Annotated in this window: 20 protein-coding genes and 1 tRNA gene; all 21 read left to right on the top strand. The window is 44.9% G+C overall.

The window, feature by feature from the left end; genetic code table 11:
- The first annotated feature begins 16 nt into the window (after positions 1-16).
- The 21 genes from G589_RS0114490 to G589_RS0114390 all read left to right on the top strand — a co-directional run bounded on the left by G589_RS0114490 (position 17) and on the right by G589_RS0114390 (position 20,264).
- A complete protein-coding gene (locus G589_RS0114490) occupies positions 17-1,306 on the top strand; it encodes an SseB family protein (protein WP_026522622.1) in 1,290 nt (429 codons plus the stop codon).
- A gap of 94 nt (positions 1,307-1,400) precedes the next feature.
- The gene (locus G589_RS21335; RefSeq protein WP_026522621.1) at positions 1,401-2,288 is read left to right on the top strand and encodes a chemotaxis protein CheX; all 888 of its coding nucleotides are present in this window, start codon (positions 1,401-1,403) and stop codon (positions 2,286-2,288) included.
- Positions 2,289-2,306: 18 nt separating this feature from the next.
- The gene (locus tag G589_RS0114480) at positions 2,307-2,666 is read left to right on the top strand and encodes a response regulator (RefSeq protein WP_026522620.1); all 360 of its coding nucleotides are present in this window, start codon (positions 2,307-2,309) and stop codon (positions 2,664-2,666) included.
- 71 nt (positions 2,667-2,737) lie between these two features.
- Positions 2,738-3,460, top strand: a complete 723-nt coding sequence (gene ymfI / locus G589_RS0114475; protein ID WP_026522619.1) for an elongation factor P 5-aminopentanone reductase — start codon at positions 2,738-2,740, stop codon at positions 3,458-3,460.
- Between the two features lie 103 nt (positions 3,461-3,563).
- Positions 3,564-4,502: a thioredoxin-disulfide reductase gene (gene trxB, locus G589_RS0114470; RefSeq protein WP_022769663.1), complete on the top strand. Its 939-nt coding sequence runs from the start codon at positions 3,564-3,566 to the stop codon at positions 4,500-4,502.
- A gap of 80 nt (positions 4,503-4,582) precedes the next feature.
- Positions 4,583-5,911 carry a C40 family peptidase gene (locus G589_RS0114465; RefSeq protein WP_026519799.1) on the top strand — a complete coding sequence of 443 codons (1,329 nt, stop codon included), beginning with the start codon at positions 4,583-4,585 and terminating at the stop codon, positions 5,909-5,911.
- Positions 5,912-6,343: 432 nt separating this feature from the next.
- Positions 6,344-6,874, top strand: coding sequence for a ribosome hibernation-promoting factor, HPF/YfiA family (gene hpf, locus G589_RS0114460; RefSeq protein WP_022769661.1), 531 nt, complete (start codon positions 6,344-6,346; stop codon positions 6,872-6,874).
- Positions 6,875-7,092: 218 nt separating this feature from the next.
- The gene (locus G589_RS0114455; protein WP_026522618.1) at positions 7,093-8,283 is read left to right on the top strand and encodes an acetyl-CoA C-acetyltransferase; all 1,191 of its coding nucleotides are present in this window, start codon (positions 7,093-7,095) and stop codon (positions 8,281-8,283) included.
- 196 nt (positions 8,284-8,479) lie between these two features.
- Positions 8,480-9,274 carry an enoyl-CoA hydratase-related protein gene (locus G589_RS0114450; RefSeq protein WP_022769657.1) on the top strand — a complete coding sequence of 265 codons (795 nt, stop codon included), beginning with the start codon at positions 8,480-8,482 and terminating at the stop codon, positions 9,272-9,274.
- Between the two features lie 41 nt (positions 9,275-9,315).
- On the top strand, positions 9,316-10,188 hold the full coding sequence (locus tag G589_RS0114445) for a 3-hydroxyacyl-CoA dehydrogenase NAD-binding domain-containing protein (protein WP_022769656.1): 873 nt from the start codon (positions 9,316-9,318) through the stop codon (positions 10,186-10,188).
- 34 nt (positions 10,189-10,222) lie between these two features.
- Positions 10,223-11,383, top strand: a complete 1,161-nt coding sequence (locus tag G589_RS0114440) for an acyl-CoA dehydrogenase (protein ID WP_022769654.1) — start codon at positions 10,223-10,225, stop codon at positions 11,381-11,383.
- Between the two features lie 30 nt (positions 11,384-11,413).
- Positions 11,414-12,208, top strand: a complete 795-nt coding sequence (locus G589_RS0114435; protein ID WP_022769653.1) for an electron transfer flavoprotein subunit beta/FixA family protein — start codon at positions 11,414-11,416, stop codon at positions 12,206-12,208.
- Between the two features lie 25 nt (positions 12,209-12,233).
- Positions 12,234-13,283 (top strand): electron transfer flavoprotein subunit alpha/FixB family protein, encoded by a 1,050-nt coding sequence (locus G589_RS0114430; RefSeq protein ID WP_026522617.1) that lies wholly within the window; start codon positions 12,234-12,236, stop codon positions 13,281-13,283.
- Between the two features lie 84 nt (positions 13,284-13,367).
- On the top strand, positions 13,368-14,486 hold the full coding sequence (gene mtnA / locus G589_RS0114425; RefSeq protein WP_442855621.1) for an S-methyl-5-thioribose-1-phosphate isomerase: 1,119 nt from the start codon (positions 13,368-13,370) through the stop codon (positions 14,484-14,486).
- 19 nt (positions 14,487-14,505) lie between these two features.
- Positions 14,506-14,961, top strand: a complete 456-nt coding sequence (locus tag G589_RS0114420; RefSeq protein ID WP_026522615.1) for a DUF7021 domain-containing protein — start codon at positions 14,506-14,508, stop codon at positions 14,959-14,961.
- A 121-nt stretch (positions 14,962-15,082) separates the two neighbouring features.
- Positions 15,083-16,099, top strand: a complete 1,017-nt coding sequence (locus G589_RS0114415) for an energy-coupling factor ABC transporter permease (protein ID WP_026522614.1) — start codon at positions 15,083-15,085, stop codon at positions 16,097-16,099.
- A gap of 15 nt (positions 16,100-16,114) precedes the next feature.
- Positions 16,115-16,891, top strand: coding sequence for a cobalt ECF transporter T component CbiQ (gene cbiQ / locus G589_RS0114410; protein WP_026522613.1), 777 nt, complete (start codon positions 16,115-16,117; stop codon positions 16,889-16,891).
- 17 nt (positions 16,892-16,908) lie between these two features.
- Positions 16,909-17,655, top strand: a complete 747-nt coding sequence (locus tag G589_RS0114405; protein WP_035776203.1) for an energy-coupling factor ABC transporter ATP-binding protein — start codon at positions 16,909-16,911, stop codon at positions 17,653-17,655.
- 161 nt (positions 17,656-17,816) lie between these two features.
- Positions 17,817-18,998 carry an acetyl-CoA C-acetyltransferase gene (locus G589_RS0114400; RefSeq protein WP_026522611.1) on the top strand — a complete coding sequence of 394 codons (1,182 nt, stop codon included), beginning with the start codon at positions 17,817-17,819 and terminating at the stop codon, positions 18,996-18,998.
- Between the two features lie 10 nt (positions 18,999-19,008).
- On the top strand, positions 19,009-20,130 hold the full coding sequence (locus G589_RS0114395) for an HD domain-containing phosphohydrolase (RefSeq protein ID WP_026522610.1): 1,122 nt from the start codon (positions 19,009-19,011) through the stop codon (positions 20,128-20,130).
- A gap of 60 nt (positions 20,131-20,190) precedes the next feature.
- Positions 20,191-20,264, top strand: a tRNA-Arg gene (locus G589_RS0114390).
- Positions 20,265-20,443 lie beyond the last annotated feature (179 nt).

Genomic DNA, 20,443 nt, shown 5'->3' with positions numbered 1-20,443 from the left:
TTTAAGGGAGTTTTAAATGGGAATTTTTAGTATTTTCGGAAACAAGAAAAACGGGGAGGCTTCTGAGCAGGAAGCAGAGCAGGCACAGAGCCTAAAAAAGGCAAATGCCAAAGAGGAAGCCATCAAGGCTCATGAGGGTCTGGAGTGGCCTGTTATCGGTCGCATCAATCCTATCAACACCAAGGAGTCTGAGGGTGAAAAGGCAGAGGAGACCGTTCCTTCTGAGAAAAAAGATGAGATCGGAGCCATGATCTACGAAGAAGAGATAGACCCCGAGTATGTTAAGGGATTATCCGGACAGGAGCTGTTATTTCTTTTGACTGCACTTGAAGTATTTAATAAGAAGGCTGCTCTTCCGGGATTTGAGAAAAATCACAGGCTTATCTATAACGAAGTGCTCAGGAGGGTAAGAGATGCTGAGTATCTCTTCGTTCTCTACGATCAGTCAACCGGCTATCCTTTCATTGAACAGGGATTTGCAAATGTTTATTTTGAGCAGGAGCTTGCAGAGAAGGCAGCTGAGATCTTTAACAAACAGTTCAGAAAGGTTGCAGCAAGAAAGTGCCAGATAGAGGATCCCAACTACAAGGGCGGCGGTAAGTTCGGTTTCTTTGATTATCTCTACTATATTGGAATTGAGAATCTGCTGGTGGATAACGGCGGTTACAGAGCAAGATTTAAGAGAAATGAGATCGTGGCTGCCCCCGGCGAGTGGAGCGGAGCAGAGAGAAGGCCTGAGCCTGTAAACTCAGCCCTCAACTTTGCCATGATCGATTTCCTTGAGGAAGTAAGATGGCCCGTTAAGTATGAAAAGAGAGACGACATCTTAAAGGCCAAGGAGATGAGAATGCTCTCTCTTATCAGAGGCGCACAGCTCCTGGTTCCCACACAGCATGAGGGACCTACGGAAGTTGATGAGAATGGCAGGATCAAGATCGGCAAGGACACCAAGCTCAAGTTCATGGTGGTCAAGACCAAGGATGATAAGCAGTTCCTTCCTGTATATACAGATCCTTTTGAGTTTGCAAAACAGGGTGTTACCAAGGACTGGAATGCCGGCGTGTTCAGATACCAGGATGTTATCCGCTTTGTCCAAGACAGAGAGGGTCTTGTTATCAATCCTCTTGGCCAGAGCGTAGTTCTTACCAAGGACAGGATCATGGCCCTTGAGGTAGCAGGTAAACAGGCTGAAATGATGAGAGCCAAGAACCAGACAGGTCAGGCGGCAGCTGCATCTGCAACGGATGCTGTTTCAGCTGCAGTAAGTCAGGCAATGGCCGAAATGCGCAAGGAAGACAATCAATAATATGCTTGTTTGTGTGCGTATATTAGATTAAAATTGTAGTATAGTTCCGTCATCTGTTGATTTGAAATTTACATTTCAAGAAGGAGCGGCATAAATGCTAGATCGTTTAATCGGAGCAAGCCTTGTAGAACAGGGAATGATCACCAAGAGCCAGCTTATGCAGGTTTACAAAAAACAGGAATCTGACAGAGCCAAGCTCGGTGTTATCGCGGTGGCTGAGAGGATGATGACAATAGCTCAGGCTGAGCAGGTCAACATGCTTCAGGAAACCATGGACAAGCGCTTTGGTGAAATTGCTGTCGAGAAGGGATATCTTACGGATACTCAGGTTCAGAGGCTTTTGGGACTCCAGGGCAATACATATCTGACCTTCCTTCAGTCTGTAGTGGATATGGGCATCCTGACCATGGAACAGCTTGAGAAGGTCGAGGCAGACTATCAGAGAGCCAACGGCTTTACTGAGACTGATATGGCAGTTCTAAAGAGCGGAGAGGTTGAGAAAGCAGTTTCCATATTCCTGGACAATGATGATCCTGTATATAACGGAATGTTCGCAATGGGCCTGAAAAACATGTACAGACTGGTGGACAGCCATTTATATGTAGGTAAAGCCTATACTGCCAGAGTCATAAACGATGAGGTTTTGGGCTACCAGAAGTTCCATGGCGACCAGCAGGCAGCAGTTGCAATTTCCGGTAAGTATGAAGATGTCAGGAAGATGGCTATCGCGTACACCAAGGAAGAATTTATCGAGACCAAGGAAGATGCCCTTGATGCAGTGTGTGAGCTTATTAACTGTATCAACGGTCTTTATGCATCGGAGCAGAGCAGGAACGACTCCAAGATAGAACTTGAACCACCTAATTTCTCTGTGAACTTTGCACAGGCCACCAGCGATGAGATGATCGTGATGCCTGTCTATATTGCGGGAGGAGAAATTAAATACATTATTGCAGTGTCTAAAGATATTTTGGTTGGATGAAATACAGGAGGCACGTAGATGAAGAACGTACTTATAGTAGATGATTCAAGAACTTCCAGAAGGATACTTAAAGACATTTTGGAGAGAGCCGGATATAATATTGTAGGTGAAGCTATAAACGGCAAGGAAGGTGTCGAAACCTATGCCAGGCTCCAGCCCGATATCGTAACTATGGATATCACTATGCCGGAGATGGACGGCATCGAGGCGCTTAGGCAGATCAAGAAGGATTTTCCCGATTCCAAGGTTGTCATGATAACAGCCGCAGGCCAGAAGGACAAGATGATGGAAGCTGTTAAGCTTGGCGCAACAGAGTTCGTTTCTAAGCCTTTTGTTGAGGAAACCGTAATAGAAGCTTTGGCGCACTGCGAGAAGTGATAAGGCAGAACATGAGAATATAAGCCGAGGGCTATGCTCTCGGCTAATTTTTTAATATGAAAGAAGGCAATATGAGCAGAAAGGTTTTGATAACCGGGGCATCCAGAGGAATCGGAAGGGAGATCGCAATCTCTTTTGCCAAAAACAAAGATAACCTGGTGCTGTGCTGTAAGAATAATATAGAAGATTTAAAGGCTCTCGCTGTGGAGCTTACGGACACATATGGAATCATGTGCAAGGCTGTTACCTGCGACGTGTCTGATTATGACGCGGTAAAAGAGCTTTATAACGAGGCAGGGGATGTTGACGTTATTGTTAACAACGCAGGAGTGGCGCATATAGGTCTTTTAACAGATATGGACATAGAGGACTGGAAAAAGGTTACAGGTACAAATCTGGACAGTCTCTTTTACACGACAAAGCTCTTCGCGCCGGGAATGGTTCGCGCCGGAAGCGGAAGGATAATTAATATTTCATCGGTCTGGGGAGAGGCAGGAGCGTCCTGTGAAGTTGCGTATTCTGCAAGTAAGGGCGGAGTAAATGCATTTACCAAGGCTCTTGCAAAAGAGCTTGCGCCCAGCGGAGTTTCGGTGAACGCAGTAGCCTGCGGAGTGATCGATACGGACATGAACAGAAACCACCTTACAGAGGAAGATCTTGATGCGTTATGTGAAGAAATTCCTGAGGGAAGAATGGGAGAAGCAAAAGAAGTTGCACAGCTTGTTCTCATGGTAAGCCAGGCTCCAAGCTACATGACGGGGCAGGTTATTACAATTGACGGTGGATGGTTATAAAAAATACTTTACAAAATAATATTATGTGATACAATTCAATTGCACACAATCGAAATACAACTATTAACTATATAACAAGTTTCCCAAAAGGAGGTAATACACTATGTATGATCTTATAATTATCGGTTCAGGCCCTGCAGGACTTTCAGCAGCAGTATATGCCAAGAGAGCAGGACTTAACATGCTTATCATTGAGAAGAACCCTGTCAGCGGCGGACAGATAATCGACACCTACGAGGTTGACAATTATCTTGGAATCCCCGGAGTAAACGGCTTTGACCTTGCTATGAAGTTCAGAGAGCATGCAGATAAGCTCGGTGCTGAGTTTGCAGATGCTTCTGTAACAGCTATTGAAACAGTTGATAAGGGATCAGATACAAAGGCTCCTGTATATAAGGTAGTAACAGATAACGGAGAGTTCGAGACACACACCATCATCCTTGCAACCGGAGCACACCACTCAAAGCTCGGAATCCCCGGCGAAGAGGAGTTCATCGGTAAGGGCGTTTCCTACTGCGCAACCTGTGACGGCGCATTTTATAAGGATAAGATCACTGCAGTTAACGGCGGCGGTGATGTTGCTGTTGAGGATGCTATCTTCCTCTCAAGATTCTGCAAGAAGGTTTACCTTATTCATAGAAGAAATGAGCTCAGAGCAACCAAGATCCTTCAGGATGAGCTCTTTGCACTTCCTAACGTTGAGGTTATCTGGGACAGCGTTGTAAAAGAGATCAAGGGTCAGGATACAGTAACAGGACTTAATATTGAGAATGTTAAGGATCACTCACAGTCAGATATTACAATTGATGGAATATTTGTCGCAATAGGAATACATCCGTCCACAGATCTTTTCTTAAACGTTGTAGAGTGCGACGAACAAGGATATGTAATTGCAGGTGAAGACGGTGCAACTTCCGCACCCGGCATATTTGTTGCGGGTGATTCAAGGAAGAAACGCTTAAGACAGATCGTCACTGCTGTTGCAGACGGCGCAAATGCTGTAACTTCCGTTCAGGACTTCATGGTAGGTAAGGAAAAGTGATAGTTTTCTTGACAAATCAGGAGATGTGGCGTATATTTTTAAAAGATGTAACAAATTCGTAACAATTTTGGAGGTTAGTTTTGAGAAAGCCATTTGTGCAGCTTACTGCTTTATCTATGGTAGCTGCAATGACATTTACAAACTTAAACATCACTGCATACGCTTCATCTAATAAAGTAACAAGTGTACTGCCACAGGCAGGTATTACATATGCTCTTGGAAGCAATCAGGTATCACTTTCAAATCTTCAGGAAACAGTAGAGACAGAGAAGGCAGAGGCAGAGGCTGCATCAAGTACCAGCAAGTCAGCTGCCACAACAGAAGCAATCAATTCAAGTGATACTGTAACCAATGTAACACCTCTTGCATCAACATTATCAGACAGGATTCTTTCAGATATTCAGAGCGCTACCGGCGCAGTTGTCAAGAGTGCAGGAACAGAAGAAGAGACCACAGATGAGAATTCCGAGGACGAGCTCTTCAAGACTCTTGTTATCGCCAAGGTTCACGATTATGTCAATGTTCGTGATCTTCCTTCAGAAGAGGACGGCGAGATCATCGGTAAGCTCTATGACAAGTCTGTTGGTACCTTCATCGAGGAGGACAACGGCTGGTACAAGATCAAGTCAGGATCAGTTGAAGGTTACGTTAAGGCAGAGTACTGTGTAACCGGTGATGATGCTGTAGATCTTGCCAAGGAAGTCGGAACCAGAATCGCTACTGTAACAACCACAACACTTAAGGTTAGAGGCGGAGCAAGCCTTGATGCCGAGGTGCTTGGTCTTGTTCCTATCGAGGATCAGCTCGTAGTTGAGGAAGAGCTCGACGGATGGGTTAAGGTTAGTATCGAGGAAGGTGACGGTTACGTATCAATGGATTACGTAACACTTTCCACAGAGTTCGTTAAGGCTGAGTCCAAGGCAGAAGAGGAAGCTCGTCTTGCCAAGGAGAGAGCAGCAAGAGAAGCAGCTACCAAGGCAGCTAAGGCGAACACAAAGAGTTCAAGCGAGTCAAGCGGATCTAAGAGTTATAATTCCGCCGGATCATATACAACAGCTACAAGTTCCATCGGTTCTGCAGTTGCTCAGTTTGCACAGCAGTTCGTAGGTAACCCTTATGTATACGGTGGAACATCACTTACAAACGGTGCTGACTGCTCAGGATTTGTAATGAGCGTATACCAGAACTTCGGTGTAAGTCTTCCTCATTCTTCCGGTGCCGACAGAAGCGTTGGTGCAGCGGTTGATGGACTTGCAAATGCACAGCCAGGTGATATCGTATGTTACTCAGGTCACGTTGCTATCTATATCGGTAACGGCCAGATCGTACATGCTTCTACAGCCAAGACAGGTATTAAGATCTCTAATGCAGATTACAGAACAATACTTGCTGTACGAAGAATATTCTAAAAGAGAGAAATGCATAAATATAGAAAAACAACAGCTTGAGTTTACTCGTAGCTGTTGTTTTTTTTATATTTATATATGGCGAACGCCATGAAACGAGGAATAAGCGAAGCGGTTCCGAGTTTGCATTTCTCCATGTTGCACATAAATATAAATGTCAACATGGAAAGATAACTTTTTCTTTATAAAATTTTTAAAAGTTATCCACAATCCCGGGATAAAAAAGCGCGTTTTTTCGACTTATACACGAAGTTATCCACATTGTCCACAGAAATCGTTATCTAAAAGCTAATTTTGCACAATAGAAAGCAGTAGATATTTTTTGTGCAATTTATACAAATGAGACTTCTTTAATTTGCTTATGTATGTGTATCAATGTTATAATGTTTTTAACACAAATATGTCCCGTTTGGGCGAAGTAAAGGGGATGATTGCATGAAATTTACTATCGTTGGAAAGAACATTGATGTAACACCCGGATTAAAGGCAGCAGTTGAGGAAAAGATTGGAAAACTTGAGAAGTATTTCACTCCCGATACTAATGCGAATGTCACACTTAATGTGGACAAAGAGAGACATAAGATCGAAGTAACGATCCCTGTTAAGGGCAAGATCATCCGTGCAGAGCAGGTCAGCAATGACATGTATGTATCCATCGATCTTGTAGAGGAGGTAATCGAAAGACAGCTCAAAAAGTATAAGAGCAAACTGGTTGACAAGCAGCAGGCTGAGGCCAGCAACTTCAAGAAAGAGTATATCGAGTCAGACTACATGGATGACGAGGATATCCGCATTGAGCGTATGAAGAAGTTCGATCCCAAGCCTATGTATGCTGAGGATGCCTGTGTACAGATGGAACTTCTCGGACACAATTTCTTTGTATTTGTAAATGCCGAGACAGATCAGGTTAACGTAGTGTATAAGAGAAAAGGAAATACCTACGGACTTATAGAGCCTGAAGCTTGATATATTGCACATAGGATTCCGTTAATTAAATATCAATTCATAGATTTTTAATAAAATAGCTCCCACCCGGGAGCTATTTTTGTTGCATTTGACTAAGTGCTATGTTACAATGAATCTGTTCTGATAAAAATTTGTCAATCGATTTTAACGCAGGTTTTTGCAGAAGAAACTTAATAAAAACTGGGATCAGAGAGTCCCCAAAATGGAGGTAATACGTTATGGCACAGAAAGTAGTTATAGCTGGTGCAGTCAGAACTGCCATCGGCAAAATGGGTGGAGCCCTCAGCAATACTCCAGCAGCAGAACTTGGTTCAATCGTAATCAAGGAGGCACTTAATCGCGCAGGTGTTAAGCCTGAGATGGTTGATGAAGTACTTATGGGATGCGTTATCCAGGCAGGTCTTGGACAGAACGTAGCAAGACAGGCATCAATCAAGGCTGGTCTTCCTATTGAGACTCCTGCAGTAACACTTAACGTAGTATGCGGCTCTGGTCTTAACTGTGTAAATATGGCAGCTGACCTGATCAAGGCAGGCGAGGCTGATATCGTAGTAGCAGGTGGTATGGAGAACATGTCAATGGCTCCTTACGCACTTCCAAATGCACGTTTCGGATATCGTATGAACAACGGAACACTTGTTGATACCATGGTAAACGATGCTCTTACAGATGCTTTCAATCACTATCACATGATGATCACAGCAGAGAATATCTGCGACAGATGGAACCTTACAAGAGAAGAGCTCGATGAGTTCTCAGCTAATTCTCAGCAGAAGTGCGAGAAGGCTCAGGCTACAGGCGCATTCGACGATGAGATCGTTCCTGTTCCCGTTAAGGTTAAGAAGGAAATGGTTGAGTTCAAGGTAGACGAGGGACCTCGTGCCGGAACAACTGTTGAGACTCTTGCTAAGCTTAAATGCTGCTCAGGTAAGGAAGGCGGACTTGTAACAGCAGGTAACGCATCAGGTATCAACGATGGTGCTGCTGCAGTTGTTGTTATGAGCGAAGAGAAGGCTAAGGAACTCGGAATCAAGCCTATGGCTACATGGGTAGGCGGAGCTCTTGCAGGTGTTGAGCCTGAGATCATGGGTATCGGACCTGTTGCAGCTACAAGAAAGGCTCTTAAGAAGACAGAGCTTACACTTGATGATATCGATCTTATCGAGGCTAACGAGGCATTTGCAGCTCAGTCAGTTGCAGTTGCCAAGGACCTTGGATTTGATATGAGCAAGGTTAACGTAAACGGTGGAGCTATTGCTCTCGGACACCCTGTTGGAGCATCAGGCTGCCGTATCCTTGTAACACTTCTCTATGCAATGGCTAAGAGACCTGAGGCTAAGAAGGGTCTTGCTACACTTTGCATCGGCGGCGGAATGGGATGCGCTACTATTGTTGAGAAATATGAGTGATAAAAGGGATTAAGTTGGAGTAGTCTGCTGTGCTTGCACAAAGCAGGCTACTTCAATTTAAGACCTGAACAGACATGAGGAAAAAAGATACGCGTCTTTTTGCGGATCGATTTCCGAATGTCTGTAGCATGGCGAGAACGCAGAGGAGCCATGCGGTTATCACGGATGAACTTATATAACTAAGGAGGCAAATAGAATGGGTTTTGTAAATTGCGAAGTAAAAGACAAAATTGCTGTAATTACAATCAACAGACCTGAGGCGCTCAACGCCCTGAACTCACAGGTTCTTGATGACCTCGAGGCAGCTTTTGACGGCCTTGATCTTGAGGTGGTAAGAGCTGTAGTTCTTACAGGTGCCGGCGAGAAGTCATTTGTTGCAGGTGCTGATATCGGAGAGATGAGCACTCTTTCAAAGGCAGAGGGAGAAGCTTTTGGTAAGAAGGGTAACGACATCTTCCGCAAGATCGAGCAGTTCCCTGTTCCTGTAATTGCTGCTATCAACGGTTTTGCACTTGGCGGTGGATGTGAGATCTCAATGAGCTGCGATATCCGTATCTGCTCAGAGAATGCTATGTTTGGTCAGCCTGAGGTTGGTCTCGGAATTACACCCGGATTTGGCGGAACACAGAGACTTGCTCGTCTTATCGGCGCAGGAATGGCTAAGCAGCTTATCTACACAGCTAAGAACATCAAGGCTGACGAGGCTTACAGAATCGGTCTTGTAAACGCTGTATATCCTCAGGAAGAGCTCCTTGCAGAGGCTGAGAAGATGGCAAGCAAGATCGCTGCTAACGCTCCTATCGCTGTAAGAGCATGCAAGAAGGCAATCAACGATGGACTTCAGGTTAACATCGACGATGCTCTTGTAATCGAGGAGAAGCTCTTTGGTTCATGCTTCGAGTCATACGATCAGAGAGAGGGAATGGCTAACTTCCTTCGTAAGAAAGACGACCCTGCTAAAGTTAAGGTTGTAGATTTCCAGAATAAATAACTTCAATCAAAATAGAAAAAACAAATTAGGAGGAATTAGAAATGAAAGTTGCAGTAATTGGCGCAGGTACAATGGGCTCAGGTATTGCTCAGACATTTGCTCAGGCTCAGAGCGTAGAGAAGGTTTATCTTTGCGACATCAAGACTGAGTTTGCTGAGGGCGGATTTGCTAAGATCAAGAAGGGTCTTGATAAGCAGGTTGCTAAGGGAAAGAAGACTCAGGAAGAGGCAGATGCTATCACAGCTAAGATCCAGACAGGTCTTAACGACATCTGTGCAGATGCTGATCTCGTAGTTGAGGCAGCTCTTGAGGTTATGGATATTAAGAAGAATCTTTTCAAGGAGCTTCAGGACAACATCGTTAAGAATCCTGATTGCATCTTTGCTTCAAACACATCTTCACTTTCAATCACAGAGATTGGATCAGGCCTTGCAAAGCCTATCATCGGAATGCACTTCTTCAATCCTGCTCCTGTTATGAAGCTGGTTGAGGTTATCCAGGGTGCTAACACTCCTGATGACATGGTTGATAAGATCAAGAAGATTTCAGAGGATCTTGGAAAGACTCCTGTACAGGTTAACGAAGCAGCAGGCTTTGTTGTAAACAGAATCCTTGTTCCTATGATCAACGAGGGTATCTTCGTTTATTCAGAAGGCGTTTCAGATATCGCAGGTATCGACACAGCTATGAAGCTTGGATGTAACCATCCTATGGGACCCCTTGAGCTGGGCGATTACATCGGTCTTGATATCGTTCTTGCTATCATGGATGTTCTCTACTCAGAGACAGGTGATTCCAAGTATCGTGCTTGCCCTCTTCTTCGTAAGATGGTTCGTGGTAAGAAGCTCGGCGTTAAGACAGGAATCGGCTTCTACAACTATGCAGATGGAAACAAGGTTCCTACTGACAAGTAATAACTCATAAATAATAAATTTGGAGGTTTAAATCATGGATTTTCAGCTTGATCAGCAACATGAAATGGCGAGAGCTCTTTTTAAAGAGTTTGCAGAAAAAGAAGTAAAGCCAAACGCAATAGAGGTTGATGAGACAGAAGTTTTCCCTATGGAGACCGTTAAGAAGATGCAGAAGTACGGATTCATGGGTATCCCGATTCCTAAGCAGTACGGCGGACAGGGATGTGATCCTCTCACATATATCATGTGCGTAGAGGAGCTTGCAAAGGTTTGCGGAACTACAGCAGTTATCGTATCTGCTCACACATCACTTTGCTGCGATCCTATCATGACATACGGAACAGAGGAGCAGAAGCAGAAATACCTCGTTCCTCTTGCAAAGGGCGAGAAGCTCGGCGCATTCGGTCTTACAGAGCCTATGGCAGGAACAGACGCTCAGGGCGTTCAGACTAAGGCTGTTCTTACAGAAGACGGAAAAGAGTGGGTTCTTAACGGATCTAAGTGCTTCATCACAAACGGTGAGGTTGCTGATATCTACATCATCATCGCTTACACAGATATCGTTGAGGATAAGAGAGGCAGAAAGCAGAAGAAGTTCTCAGCATTCATCGTTGAGAAGGGAACACCCGGATTCACCTTTGGAACAAAGGAGAACAAGATGGGTATCCGCGGATCTTCTACTTACGAGCTTATTTTCCAGGATTGCCACATTCCTGCAGAGAACCTTCTTGGTGCTCGCGGAAAGGGCTTCCCTATCGCAATGCACACACTTGATGGCGGACGTATCGGTATCGCTGCTCAGGCTCTTGGTATTGCAGAAGGCGCACTCGACAGAACAGTTGAGTATGTAAAGGAAAGAAAGCAGTTTGGTCGTGCTATTGGCCAGTTCCAGAACACACAGTTCCAGCTTGCTAACATGGCTACACAGTGTGAAGCAGCAAGACTCCTTGTTTATCAGGCTGCTGATGCAAAGAAGAATAAGGATGTTTACTCAGTAGAAGCTGCTAAGGCTAAGCTTTTCGCAGCAGAGGTAGCAATGGATGTAACCACAAAGGCTGTACAGCTTCACGGTGGATACGGCTACATCAGAGAGTACGAAGTAGAGAGAATGATGCGTGATGCTAAGATCACAGAGATCTACGAGGGTACATCTGAGGTTCAGAGAATGGTTATTTCAGGAGCTCTTTTAAAGTAAGCCAGATGATAACGAAAAGGAGATTATAAAATGAAAGTTGTAGTTTGCATTAAGCAGGTCCCTGATACAAAGGGCGGCGTTAAGTTCAAACCCGATGGAACATTGGATAGAGGTGCAATGCTTGCAATCATGAATCCTGATGACAAAGCAGGACTTGAGGCAGCACTTAGATTAAAAGATCAGTATGGCGCAGAGGTTACAGTTCTTACAATGGGACTTCCAAAGGCTGACGCTGTACTTAGAGAAGCTCTTGCTATGGGCGCAGATAAGGCAGTTCTTGTAACTGACAGAGTACTCGGCGGCGCTGATACATGGGCAACATCTTCAACTATCGCAGGCGCACTCAGAAACCTTGAGTATGATCTCATCATCACAGGCCGTCAGGCTATCGATGGAGATACAGCTCAGGTTGGACCTCAGATTTCTGAGCATCTTGGAATTCCTGTAATTTCTTATGCTGAGGAGATCAAGGTTGACGAGGCTGCAAAGACTGTTGAAGTTAAGAGACAGTTCGAAGACAGATACCACATCGTTAAGGCAAACATGCCTTGCCTTGTAACAGCTCTTTCAGAGCTCAACGAGCCAAGATACATGACACCGGGTGGAATATTCGATGCATTTGATCAGGAAGTTACCGTATGGGGCAGAGCTGATCTTAAGGATGTAGACGATTCTAACCTTGGACTTAAGGGTTCACCTACACAGATTGCAAAGGCTTCCGATAAGGTTAAGAAGGGTCAGGGCGAGAAGGTTGCTCCTGATTCAGCTGAGGAAGCAGTTGACTACATCGTAGGCAAGCTTAAGGAGAAACACGTAATCTTATAATTTTTGATTGAAAAGGAGAAGAGTCATGTCTTTAGAAGAATATAAAGGTGTATTTATCTTTGCTCAGCAGGTAGACGGCGAGCTTTCAGGCATCGCACTTGAGCTTCTGGGCAAAGCAAAGAGTCTTGCAGAAGACCTTGATGAGAAAAAAGTTACAGCAGTACTTCTTGGAAGCGATGTTAAGGGACTTACTGACAAGCTTGCAGAGTACGGTGCTGACAGAGTTATCGTAGTAGACGATCCTGAACTTAAGGATTACAGAACAGAGCCTTACACACACGCTCTTGCATCTGTTATCAAGGAGTTCAAGCCTGAGATCCTCCTTGTTGGTGCTACAGCCATCGGTCGTGACCTTGGCCCAAGAGTATCTTCAAGAGTACACACAGGACTTACAGCTGACTGTACACAGCTTGATATCGGAGACTTCCCTCTTGAGCCTGTAGAAGGCAGAGAGCAGAAGCACAAACAGCTCCTTATGACCCGTCCTGCATTCGGTGGAAACACAATCGCTACCATCGCTTGCCCTGACTTCAGACCTCAGATGGCTACTGTACGTCCCGGCGTTATGCAGAAGATCGATCCTATCAAGGGTGCTAAGGCAGAGATCGTTGATTACAATCCCGGATTTGATAAGAACGACTGCTACACAGAGATCGTTAAGATCGTTAAAGAGACATCAGCAGTTGCTGATATCCAGGCAGCTAAGATCCTTGTATCAGGCGGCCGTGGTGTTGGATCACCTGAGAACTTCAAGATTCTTGAAGAGCTCGCAGAGGTTGTTCACGGAACAGTTTCCTGCTCTCGTGCAGTTGTAGATTCAGGCTGGAAGCCCAAGGATCTTCAGGTTGGACAGACAGGTAAGACAGTTCGTCCTCAGCTTTACTTCGCAATCGGTATCTCCGGAGCCATCCAGCACGTAGCAGGTATGGAAGAGTCAGATATCATCATTGCTATCAACAAAGATGAGAACGCACCTATCTTTGACGTTGCTGACTACGGTATCGTAGGCGACCTCAACAAGGTAGTTCCTGCTCTTACAAAGAGACTTAAGGAAGAGCTTGCAGCAAAGGGCTGATAGGCAGAACTTCATTTTGACATGTGATATAATTAAGAGGCATCGGATTTTCCGGTGCCTCTTATTATATTTGTTAAAACGGAGATTACTATGAAAAGCATACTTGATTACGAAACAGTATCACTTATCGATGAGGATGACGCACTGGAGATCATTGACCAGACGCTGCTTCCCGGCAAGATTGAGATCATAAGACTTCATACGGCAAAAGAGATCTGGGATGCGATCTACCTGTTGCAGGTAAGAGGCGCACCGGCTATCGGAGTAAGTGCCGGTATGGGACTTTATCTTTTGATGAAGCATTCTAAGGCTGCAAGCTATGATGAGTTCATGAAGGAACTTGATGAAAAGAGCGATTACCTGAATTCATCTCGTCCCACAGCAGTCAATCTGTCCTGGGCACTTAAGCGCATGAAAGCCCACGTTGAAAAAGTCTACGCCAAAATGAGCCCTAGGGACGGAGTCAGTGGCTCATTTTCAGATACCGTTCGTCCTAAGCTGATAGACGAGATGCGTGATGAGTGCCAGAGAATCAAGCAGGAGGATATTGATGTTTGCCGCACGATCGGTGAGTACGGCGTAACTCTTGTAAAAGATGGAGACGGTATTCTCACACACTGCAATGCCGGACAGCTCTGCGCCTGCAAGTACGGAACAGCTACTGCGCCTATGTATCTTGCACATGAAAAAGGCTACAACATCAAGGTTTACTGCGATGAGACAAGGCCTCTTTTACAGGGAGCAAGACTTACTGCCTTTGAGCTGCATTCTGCAGGGATTGATACGACTCTTTTATGCGACAACATGTCTGCATCACTTATGAAGAGCGGTGCTGTAAACGTGATATTCACAGGCTGTGACAGGGTTGCTGCCAACGGCGATGCAGCCAATAAGATCGGAACCAGCATGGTTGCTCTTGCTGCAAAGAGATACGGTGTTCCTTTCTATATCTGCGCACCTACATCGACCATCGATATCAACACTCCTACCGGAGCAGATATCAACATCGAGCAGAGAAAGCCTGAAGAAGTCACCGAGATGTGGTACAAAGAGCGCATGGCACCTGAAGGCATTAACGTTTACAATCCTGCATTTGATGTAACAGACAACGAGCTTATTGCAGGTATCGTAACTGAGTACGGTATACTTCATGCTCCATACGATGAGGCTATACGAAAGCTCTTTTCCGAAATCAAAAAATAATTGCTGGGAGGATTAGAACATGGGACTTATAGGTGTTTCCAATATACCGGAAGATAAACGCAAGATGTTTGAGGATCAGCCACATGAATTTCTTGTAATGGTAGGTGGTGGAAGTTCCAGCGCTTCGCGCGTCGGAAAAGGCGAGGACTATTCTGTAGGTGTTCCTATTTTGGGATATATCGATCTGACTACGGGTAAGCGCAGCGATACCAGAGCTACTCTTAGCTATGTTGTAGCTGAAAAAGATTATGACAGAAAGACAGTGTTTGGCCTTTTTGAAAAAGAGAAAGCCTATAAGATAAAAGGGCTTGCAGCAAAGGCGACCACAGAAGGACCTGAATATATCAACAATCCTCACAGGCTCGGAGGAATCTATATTCTAGAGCTTTTGGAAAAAGACATTAAGGATGAATATCTGGATAAGTTGCTGGCAGAATTTGACGAGCCTGTTATTATTACAGATATCCCGGATTAATAAATAAAATTTCATCCCCCCGGGGGGCTTGTACGCTTATATACAGCCCAATATACTTATACTTGTGCCAAGGAATCCATTGGCACACGGATATTACGAAGTACAGAGGGGGAAAAGATTTATGCATATGGCAGACGCCTTAGTGGCACCGGCAGTTGCGGGAACAATGTATGTTTTATCAGCATCTGCAGCAACAGTATCAGTTAAAAAAGTAAGAGAAGAAAGCGATCCTAAAAAGATTCCGGTAATGGGAGTTATGGGAGCATTTGTATTCGCAACTCAGATGCTCAACTTCACTATTCCGGGTACAGGTTCATCCGGACATCTGTGCGGCGGTATGATGCTTTCAGCACTTTTGGGACCTTACGCAGGTTTCCTTACCATGATAGGAGTACTTTTGGTTCAGTGCCTGCTATTTGCTGACGGAGGACTGCTTGCCCTGGGCTGTAATATATGGAATATGGCCTTTTACGGGTGCTTTATAGGGGCTCTCCTGATATGGAAGCCAATAATGAAGAAAGGAGCAAGCAGAGCTAAGATTGCGCTGGCATCTATCCTTGGTTGCGTTCTTACCTTGCAGCTTGGTGCATTCTCTGTTACACTGGAGACTCTTGCTTCGGGAGTTACAGAGCTTCCGTTCTCTGTATTCCTTGCAACAATGCAGCCTATACATCTTGCAATCGGCTTTGTTGAAGGCCTTATAACAGCAGCAGTACTTATATTTGTACATGAAGCAAGACCTGAGCTTTTATGGGGTGTTGGTGAGAGCACAGAAGTTAAGGAAGGAAAGCTCAGCTTTAAGAATACAATTATCGTAATAGCAATTTTGGCAGCCCTTGCAGGCGGAATCGTATCTTTATTCGCATCTGCATTCCCTGACGGCCTTGAGTGGTCAATGGAGCAGGTTGCAGGAACAACAGAGCTTGAGGCAGACGGCGGTGTTTATGACACGGCAGCAGGAATTCAGGATGCCACATCTCTTTTGCCTGATTATGCATTTAAGGACAGCGAATCAGCAGCCGGTACAAGTTTCTCAGGTATTGTGGGATCACTTGTTGTAGTTGGCGTTATGGTTGGTGCAAGCTACGCATTTAGATTCTTTAAGAAGAAAGAGGAGCCTGATTCTGCCAGTGCTTGATATGGCAGAGGTTTTATGGAGTCTATTGAAAAACAGCTACATGAAATGAATAAACTTCAGAATCTGCAGCAGCGTTCTCATTGGATGAACAGGATTCATCCATTGGGAAAGCTGCTTGTTTGCGTTACATACATTCTGTTTGTGGCATCCTTTAACAAGTATGATTTATCAGGAATGATAATGATGGCAGTGTTCCCGGCATTTGGGTTTATCGCCGGAGAGTTATCTCTTAAGGATGGCATCTACAGGATGAGACTAATCCTTCCGCTTGTGTTGTTTGTGGGAATATTTAACCCCTTCTTCGACAAACAGGTTGTGGCGCAGATACCTCTTTTTCCCGGATTTAAAGTTACCGGCGGAATGATTTCCATGGTGACGCTGATGCTAAAGGGATTCTACAGCATACTCTCCGCATATATCCTCATTGCGACAACGTCGATTGAGCAGATCTGCTATGCGCTGCGCCTTTTGCATATTCCGAAGATAATAGTCATTGTTATTCTGCTTATCTACAGATATTTCGGCCTTATGGGCAATGAGGCGGACCGGATAACAACGGCGTATATGCTCAGGGCACCGAGGCAGAGAGGCATTAACTACAGAGCCTGGGGAACACTGGTGGGACAGTGGCTTCTTCGCAGCATGGACAGAGCGGGAAATGTTTATGAGAGCATGGTGCTCAGGGGCTTCAAGGGTGATTTTAATGTGCAAAAGAGATCTCCCAAAGCCTTTGATCACATCTACACCCTGGCTTGGATAGCTGCGTTTATTGTAATAAGATTTATTGTTTGATCTGGAAGGAAAAAGAGATGCATACCGGAATTCACGGAGAATTGCTGAAAATAAAAGATTTAAGCTTCACCTATGAGGATGGGAATAAGGTTTTGGATGGCCTTAATCTCACAGCTCACGATGGCGAGAGCATAGGAATCGTCGGGGCTAACGGAATCGGGAAATCCACTCTGATGAAGCTGCTTGTGGGGCTGTACCTTAACTATGAGGGCGAGCTTGAAGTGGCGGGACATCCCGTAAACAAAAAGAATTTGAGCCATATCAGAGAACATGTCGGATATGTTTTTCAGGACTCCGACAGTCAGCTCTTTCTCTCAACTGTGGGAGAGGATGTTGCCTTCGGACCTCAGAACTATAACCTTCCTGACGAAGAGGTGAAGAGGCGCGTGGATGAGGCGCTTGATAAGGTCCACATCTCTCATCTCAGGAATAAGCACAATTATAAGCTATCCGGCGGTGAGAAAAAGCTTGCTGCCATAGCTACAATCCTTTCCATGGAGCCGGATATCATCATAATGGATGAACCGTCGATTGCATTGGATCCCAGGAACAGGCGAAATCTTATAGGGATATTAAACGAGATAGGGGCACTTAAGATAATCACATCTCATGACCTTGATTTCATAATGGATACCTGTTCGAGAGCTCTTTTACTGGATGAAGGACGCATTGTCGCGGACGGCAGCGTAGAAGATATTCTGACAGACAAAAAGCTATTGGAAGAGCACGGATTGGAGCTTCCACTGAGTTTGACAAACAGATAGAGATATTAGGCGCAGGCACGTAAGCCGGCGCCTTTTTCTTTTCTGAAAATTATCTAAAATACGTTGAGGGGCATACTTTCAGGTGTTAAAATGTATATGTATGAGTGGCACTAGATGCACCAATTAAAACAAATGTACAAATATCATGGAGGAAAATTGTAATGGCAAGAAAGGTAGTTTTAGCGGGAGCATGCAGAACAGCGATCGGAACAATGGGTGGAGCACTTTCAACAACACCAGCTCCGGTACTTGGAACAATTGTAATCAAGGAAGCGCTTAAAAGAGCCGGTGTAAAGCCGGAACAGGTTGATGAAGTATATATGGGTTGCGTTATCCAGGCGGGACTCGGACAGAACCCAGCCAGACAGGCAGCTGTAAATGCAGGAATTCCTGTTGAAGTTCCTGCAACAACAATAAACGTACTCTGTGGATCAGGCCTGCACTGCGTAAATCTCGCAGCTAAGCTCATCGGAATGGGCGATGCAGACATTATCGTAGCCGGTGGTATGGAGAACATGTCAATGGCTCCTTACCTTATGCAGCAGGGACGTTACGGATATCGTATGGGTTCAGGAGAACTTCAGGATGCGATGATCAAGGATGCGCTGACAGATGCTTTTGGTGGATATCACATGGGTATTACAGCTGAGAACATCGCAGAAGACTGGCATCTTACAAGGGAGCAGCTCGATGAGTTTGCAGCATGGTCACAGAACAAGGCTGAGAAGGCCATTGCAGAGGGCAAATTCAAGGAAGAGATCGTTCCTGTAGAGATCAAGAAAAAGAAAGAGACCATCATCTTCGATACAGATGAGGGACCAAGAAAGGGCGTTACAGTAGAGGGTATTTCCCATCTTAAACCTGCTTTCAAGAAGGACGGCGGAGTTGTTACAGCAGCCAATTCATCGGGCATCAACGACGCTGCTTCAGCAATCATCGTTATGAGTGAGGAGAAGGCAAAAGAGCTGGGGGTTAAGCCTCTTGGTACCTGGATCGCCGGAGAGCTTGCAGGCGTTGAGCCAAGAATCATGGGTATCGGACCTGTGGCAGCAACACAGAAAGTTATGAAGAAAGCCGGATATTCAATCGGTGATTTCGATCTTATAGAAGCAAACGAAGCTTTTGCAGCTCAGTCAGTAGCTGTACAGCATGACCTTGGATTCTCAAAAGATGTCCTTAACGTAAACGGAGGAGCTATTGCTCTTGGCCATCCCGTTGGATGCTCCGGAAACAGAATCCTGGTAACACTTCTTTATGAGATGCAAAGACGCGATGTTCACAAGGGACTTGCTACTCTTTGTGTCGGCGGCGGAATGGGATGCGCAGCTATAGTAGAACGTTGATGGAGGCCCTATGGCAGATCGTTCAATTCTTGTAGTTGATGATAACGAGATCAACAGAGGAATTCTTGGAGAGATCTTTAAAGACAAATATAATATCCTTGAGGCCGGCGACGGCCTCGAGGCTCTTAAGATAATGGAGGAGAATGAAGGAAAGCTCGCAGCAGTTCTCCTTGACATTGTCATGCCTGAGATGGACGGTTATCAGGTCCTTGAGGAGATGGGCAAAAGGGATAACTTAAATGATGTTATTCCTGTTCTGATGATCACAGCCGACACCTCTACAGAGGCAGAACGTGCAAGCTACCAGAAGGGTGCAGCGGATGTTATTCACAAACCCTTTGATCCTATCATCGTTGACAGGCGTGTCTCAAGAAATATTGAGCTCTATGACCACAAGAATAACTTAGAGAGTCAGATTGATGACCAGACCAGAGTCTTAAAGAAGCAGTTCATCTACTTAAAGAAGCAGGAAGAGAAGCTTAAGAACAGCAATGAAAAAGTCATAGACACCATTGCGACCATTGTGGAATTCAGAAGCATGGAGTCCAGTTATCATTTAAAGAGGATAAAGGGATTTGTCAGAATCCTTGCCCTCACAGCAATGAATAACTATCCGGAATTGGGACTGACACCTCACCTTGTAGATGTTATTACTCAAGCTTCGGCAATGCATGATATCGGTAAGATATCCGTTCCGGACTCAATCCTTCTTAAGCCCGGCAAGCTCACCAATGAGGAATTTGATCTGATGAAATCTCATACCACCCGTGGAAGTGAGATCATTGAGCTCTTAAAAGACGTTCAGGACAAAGAGTACTATGAAATGAGTCTGGATATCTGCAGACACCACCATGAGAGATACGATGGAAGAGGTTATCCTGACGGACTTAAGGGTGAGGAAAACTCCATTGGAGCTCAGCTTACAGCTCTGGCGGATGTATATGATGCGCTGGTCAGTGATCGTGTTTATAAGGCAGCTTTCCCAATGGATAAAGCCTATGAGATGATCAAAGACGGAGAGTGCGGAGTATTCAATGAAAAGCTCCTGGCCTGCTTTGAATTTGCAAGGCCGGATATGGAAAAACTGGTCCTTGAGACCAAGGCTGCAGAGGCAGCAGATAAGAATATGTAAATTTTCTTGACAAAGCCTGTCGGCATGAATATAATATTATTTGTTGCCGATATGGCTCATGTGCGTGTAGCTCAGCTGGATAGAGCGTCTGGCTACGGACCAGAAGGTCGTGGGTTCGAATCCTGTCACGCACACTCATAAAGCGATTACATCATTTGATGTGATCGCTTTTTTGTTGTCCGTTTTTATTCCCCGAAAAAGCCGTGGAAACTGGAATTTATTAAAACAATCTAAAATAGTTTTAACTTTTTGACACCCACATGAAAACGCTAACACTAAAAAATGCACAATTATTATCCTGAAAATTTGTTTA

The sequence above is a fragment of the Butyrivibrio sp. VCB2001 genome (assembly GCF_000423965.1).
In the GTDB taxonomy this organism is placed as follows: domain Bacteria; phylum Bacillota; class Clostridia; order Lachnospirales; family Lachnospiraceae; genus Butyrivibrio.
This window is presented reverse-complemented; position numbering and strand designations above follow the sequence as displayed.

Excerpts from the sequence above, each read along its gene's own strand:
- G589_RS0114400 (WP_026522611.1), top strand. The coding sequence starts at position 17,817 with ATGGCAAGAAAGGTAGTTTTAGCGGGAGCATGCAGAACAGCGATCGGA.
- G589_RS0114430 (WP_026522617.1), top strand. The coding sequence starts at position 12,234 with ATGTCTTTAGAAGAATATAAAGGTGTATTTATCTTTGCTCAGCAGGTA.
- G589_RS0114405 (WP_035776203.1), top strand. The coding sequence starts at position 16,909 with ATGCATACCGGAATTCACGGAGAATTGCTGAAAATAAAAGATTTAAGC.
- trxB (WP_022769663.1), top strand. The coding sequence starts at position 3,564 with ATGTATGATCTTATAATTATCGGTTCAGGCCCTGCAGGACTTTCAGCA.
- G589_RS0114415 (WP_026522614.1), top strand. The coding sequence starts at position 15,083 with ATGCATATGGCAGACGCCTTAGTGGCACCGGCAGTTGCGGGAACAATG.
- G589_RS0114445 (WP_022769656.1), top strand. The coding sequence starts at position 9,316 with ATGAAAGTTGCAGTAATTGGCGCAGGTACAATGGGCTCAGGTATTGCT.
- G589_RS0114480 (WP_026522620.1), top strand. The coding sequence starts at position 2,307 with ATGAAGAACGTACTTATAGTAGATGATTCAAGAACTTCCAGAAGGATA.
- G589_RS0114455 (WP_026522618.1), top strand. The coding sequence starts at position 7,093 with ATGGCACAGAAAGTAGTTATAGCTGGTGCAGTCAGAACTGCCATCGGC.
- G589_RS0114450 (WP_022769657.1), top strand. The coding sequence starts at position 8,480 with ATGGGTTTTGTAAATTGCGAAGTAAAAGACAAAATTGCTGTAATTACA.
- G589_RS0114435 (WP_022769653.1), top strand. The coding sequence starts at position 11,414 with ATGAAAGTTGTAGTTTGCATTAAGCAGGTCCCTGATACAAAGGGCGGC.
- G589_RS0114440 (WP_022769654.1), top strand. The coding sequence starts at position 10,223 with ATGGATTTTCAGCTTGATCAGCAACATGAAATGGCGAGAGCTCTTTTT.
- cbiQ (WP_026522613.1), top strand. The coding sequence starts at position 16,115 with ATGGAGTCTATTGAAAAACAGCTACATGAAATGAATAAACTTCAGAAT.
- G589_RS0114490 (WP_026522622.1), top strand. The coding sequence starts at position 17 with ATGGGAATTTTTAGTATTTTCGGAAACAAGAAAAACGGGGAGGCTTCT.
- G589_RS0114420 (WP_026522615.1), top strand. The coding sequence starts at position 14,506 with ATGGGACTTATAGGTGTTTCCAATATACCGGAAGATAAACGCAAGATG.
- G589_RS0114395 (WP_026522610.1), top strand. The coding sequence starts at position 19,009 with ATGGCAGATCGTTCAATTCTTGTAGTTGATGATAACGAGATCAACAGA.
- G589_RS21335 (WP_026522621.1), top strand. The coding sequence starts at position 1,401 with ATGCTAGATCGTTTAATCGGAGCAAGCCTTGTAGAACAGGGAATGATC.
- ymfI (WP_026522619.1), top strand. The coding sequence starts at position 2,738 with ATGAGCAGAAAGGTTTTGATAACCGGGGCATCCAGAGGAATCGGAAGG.
- hpf (WP_022769661.1), top strand. The coding sequence starts at position 6,344 with ATGAAATTTACTATCGTTGGAAAGAACATTGATGTAACACCCGGATTA.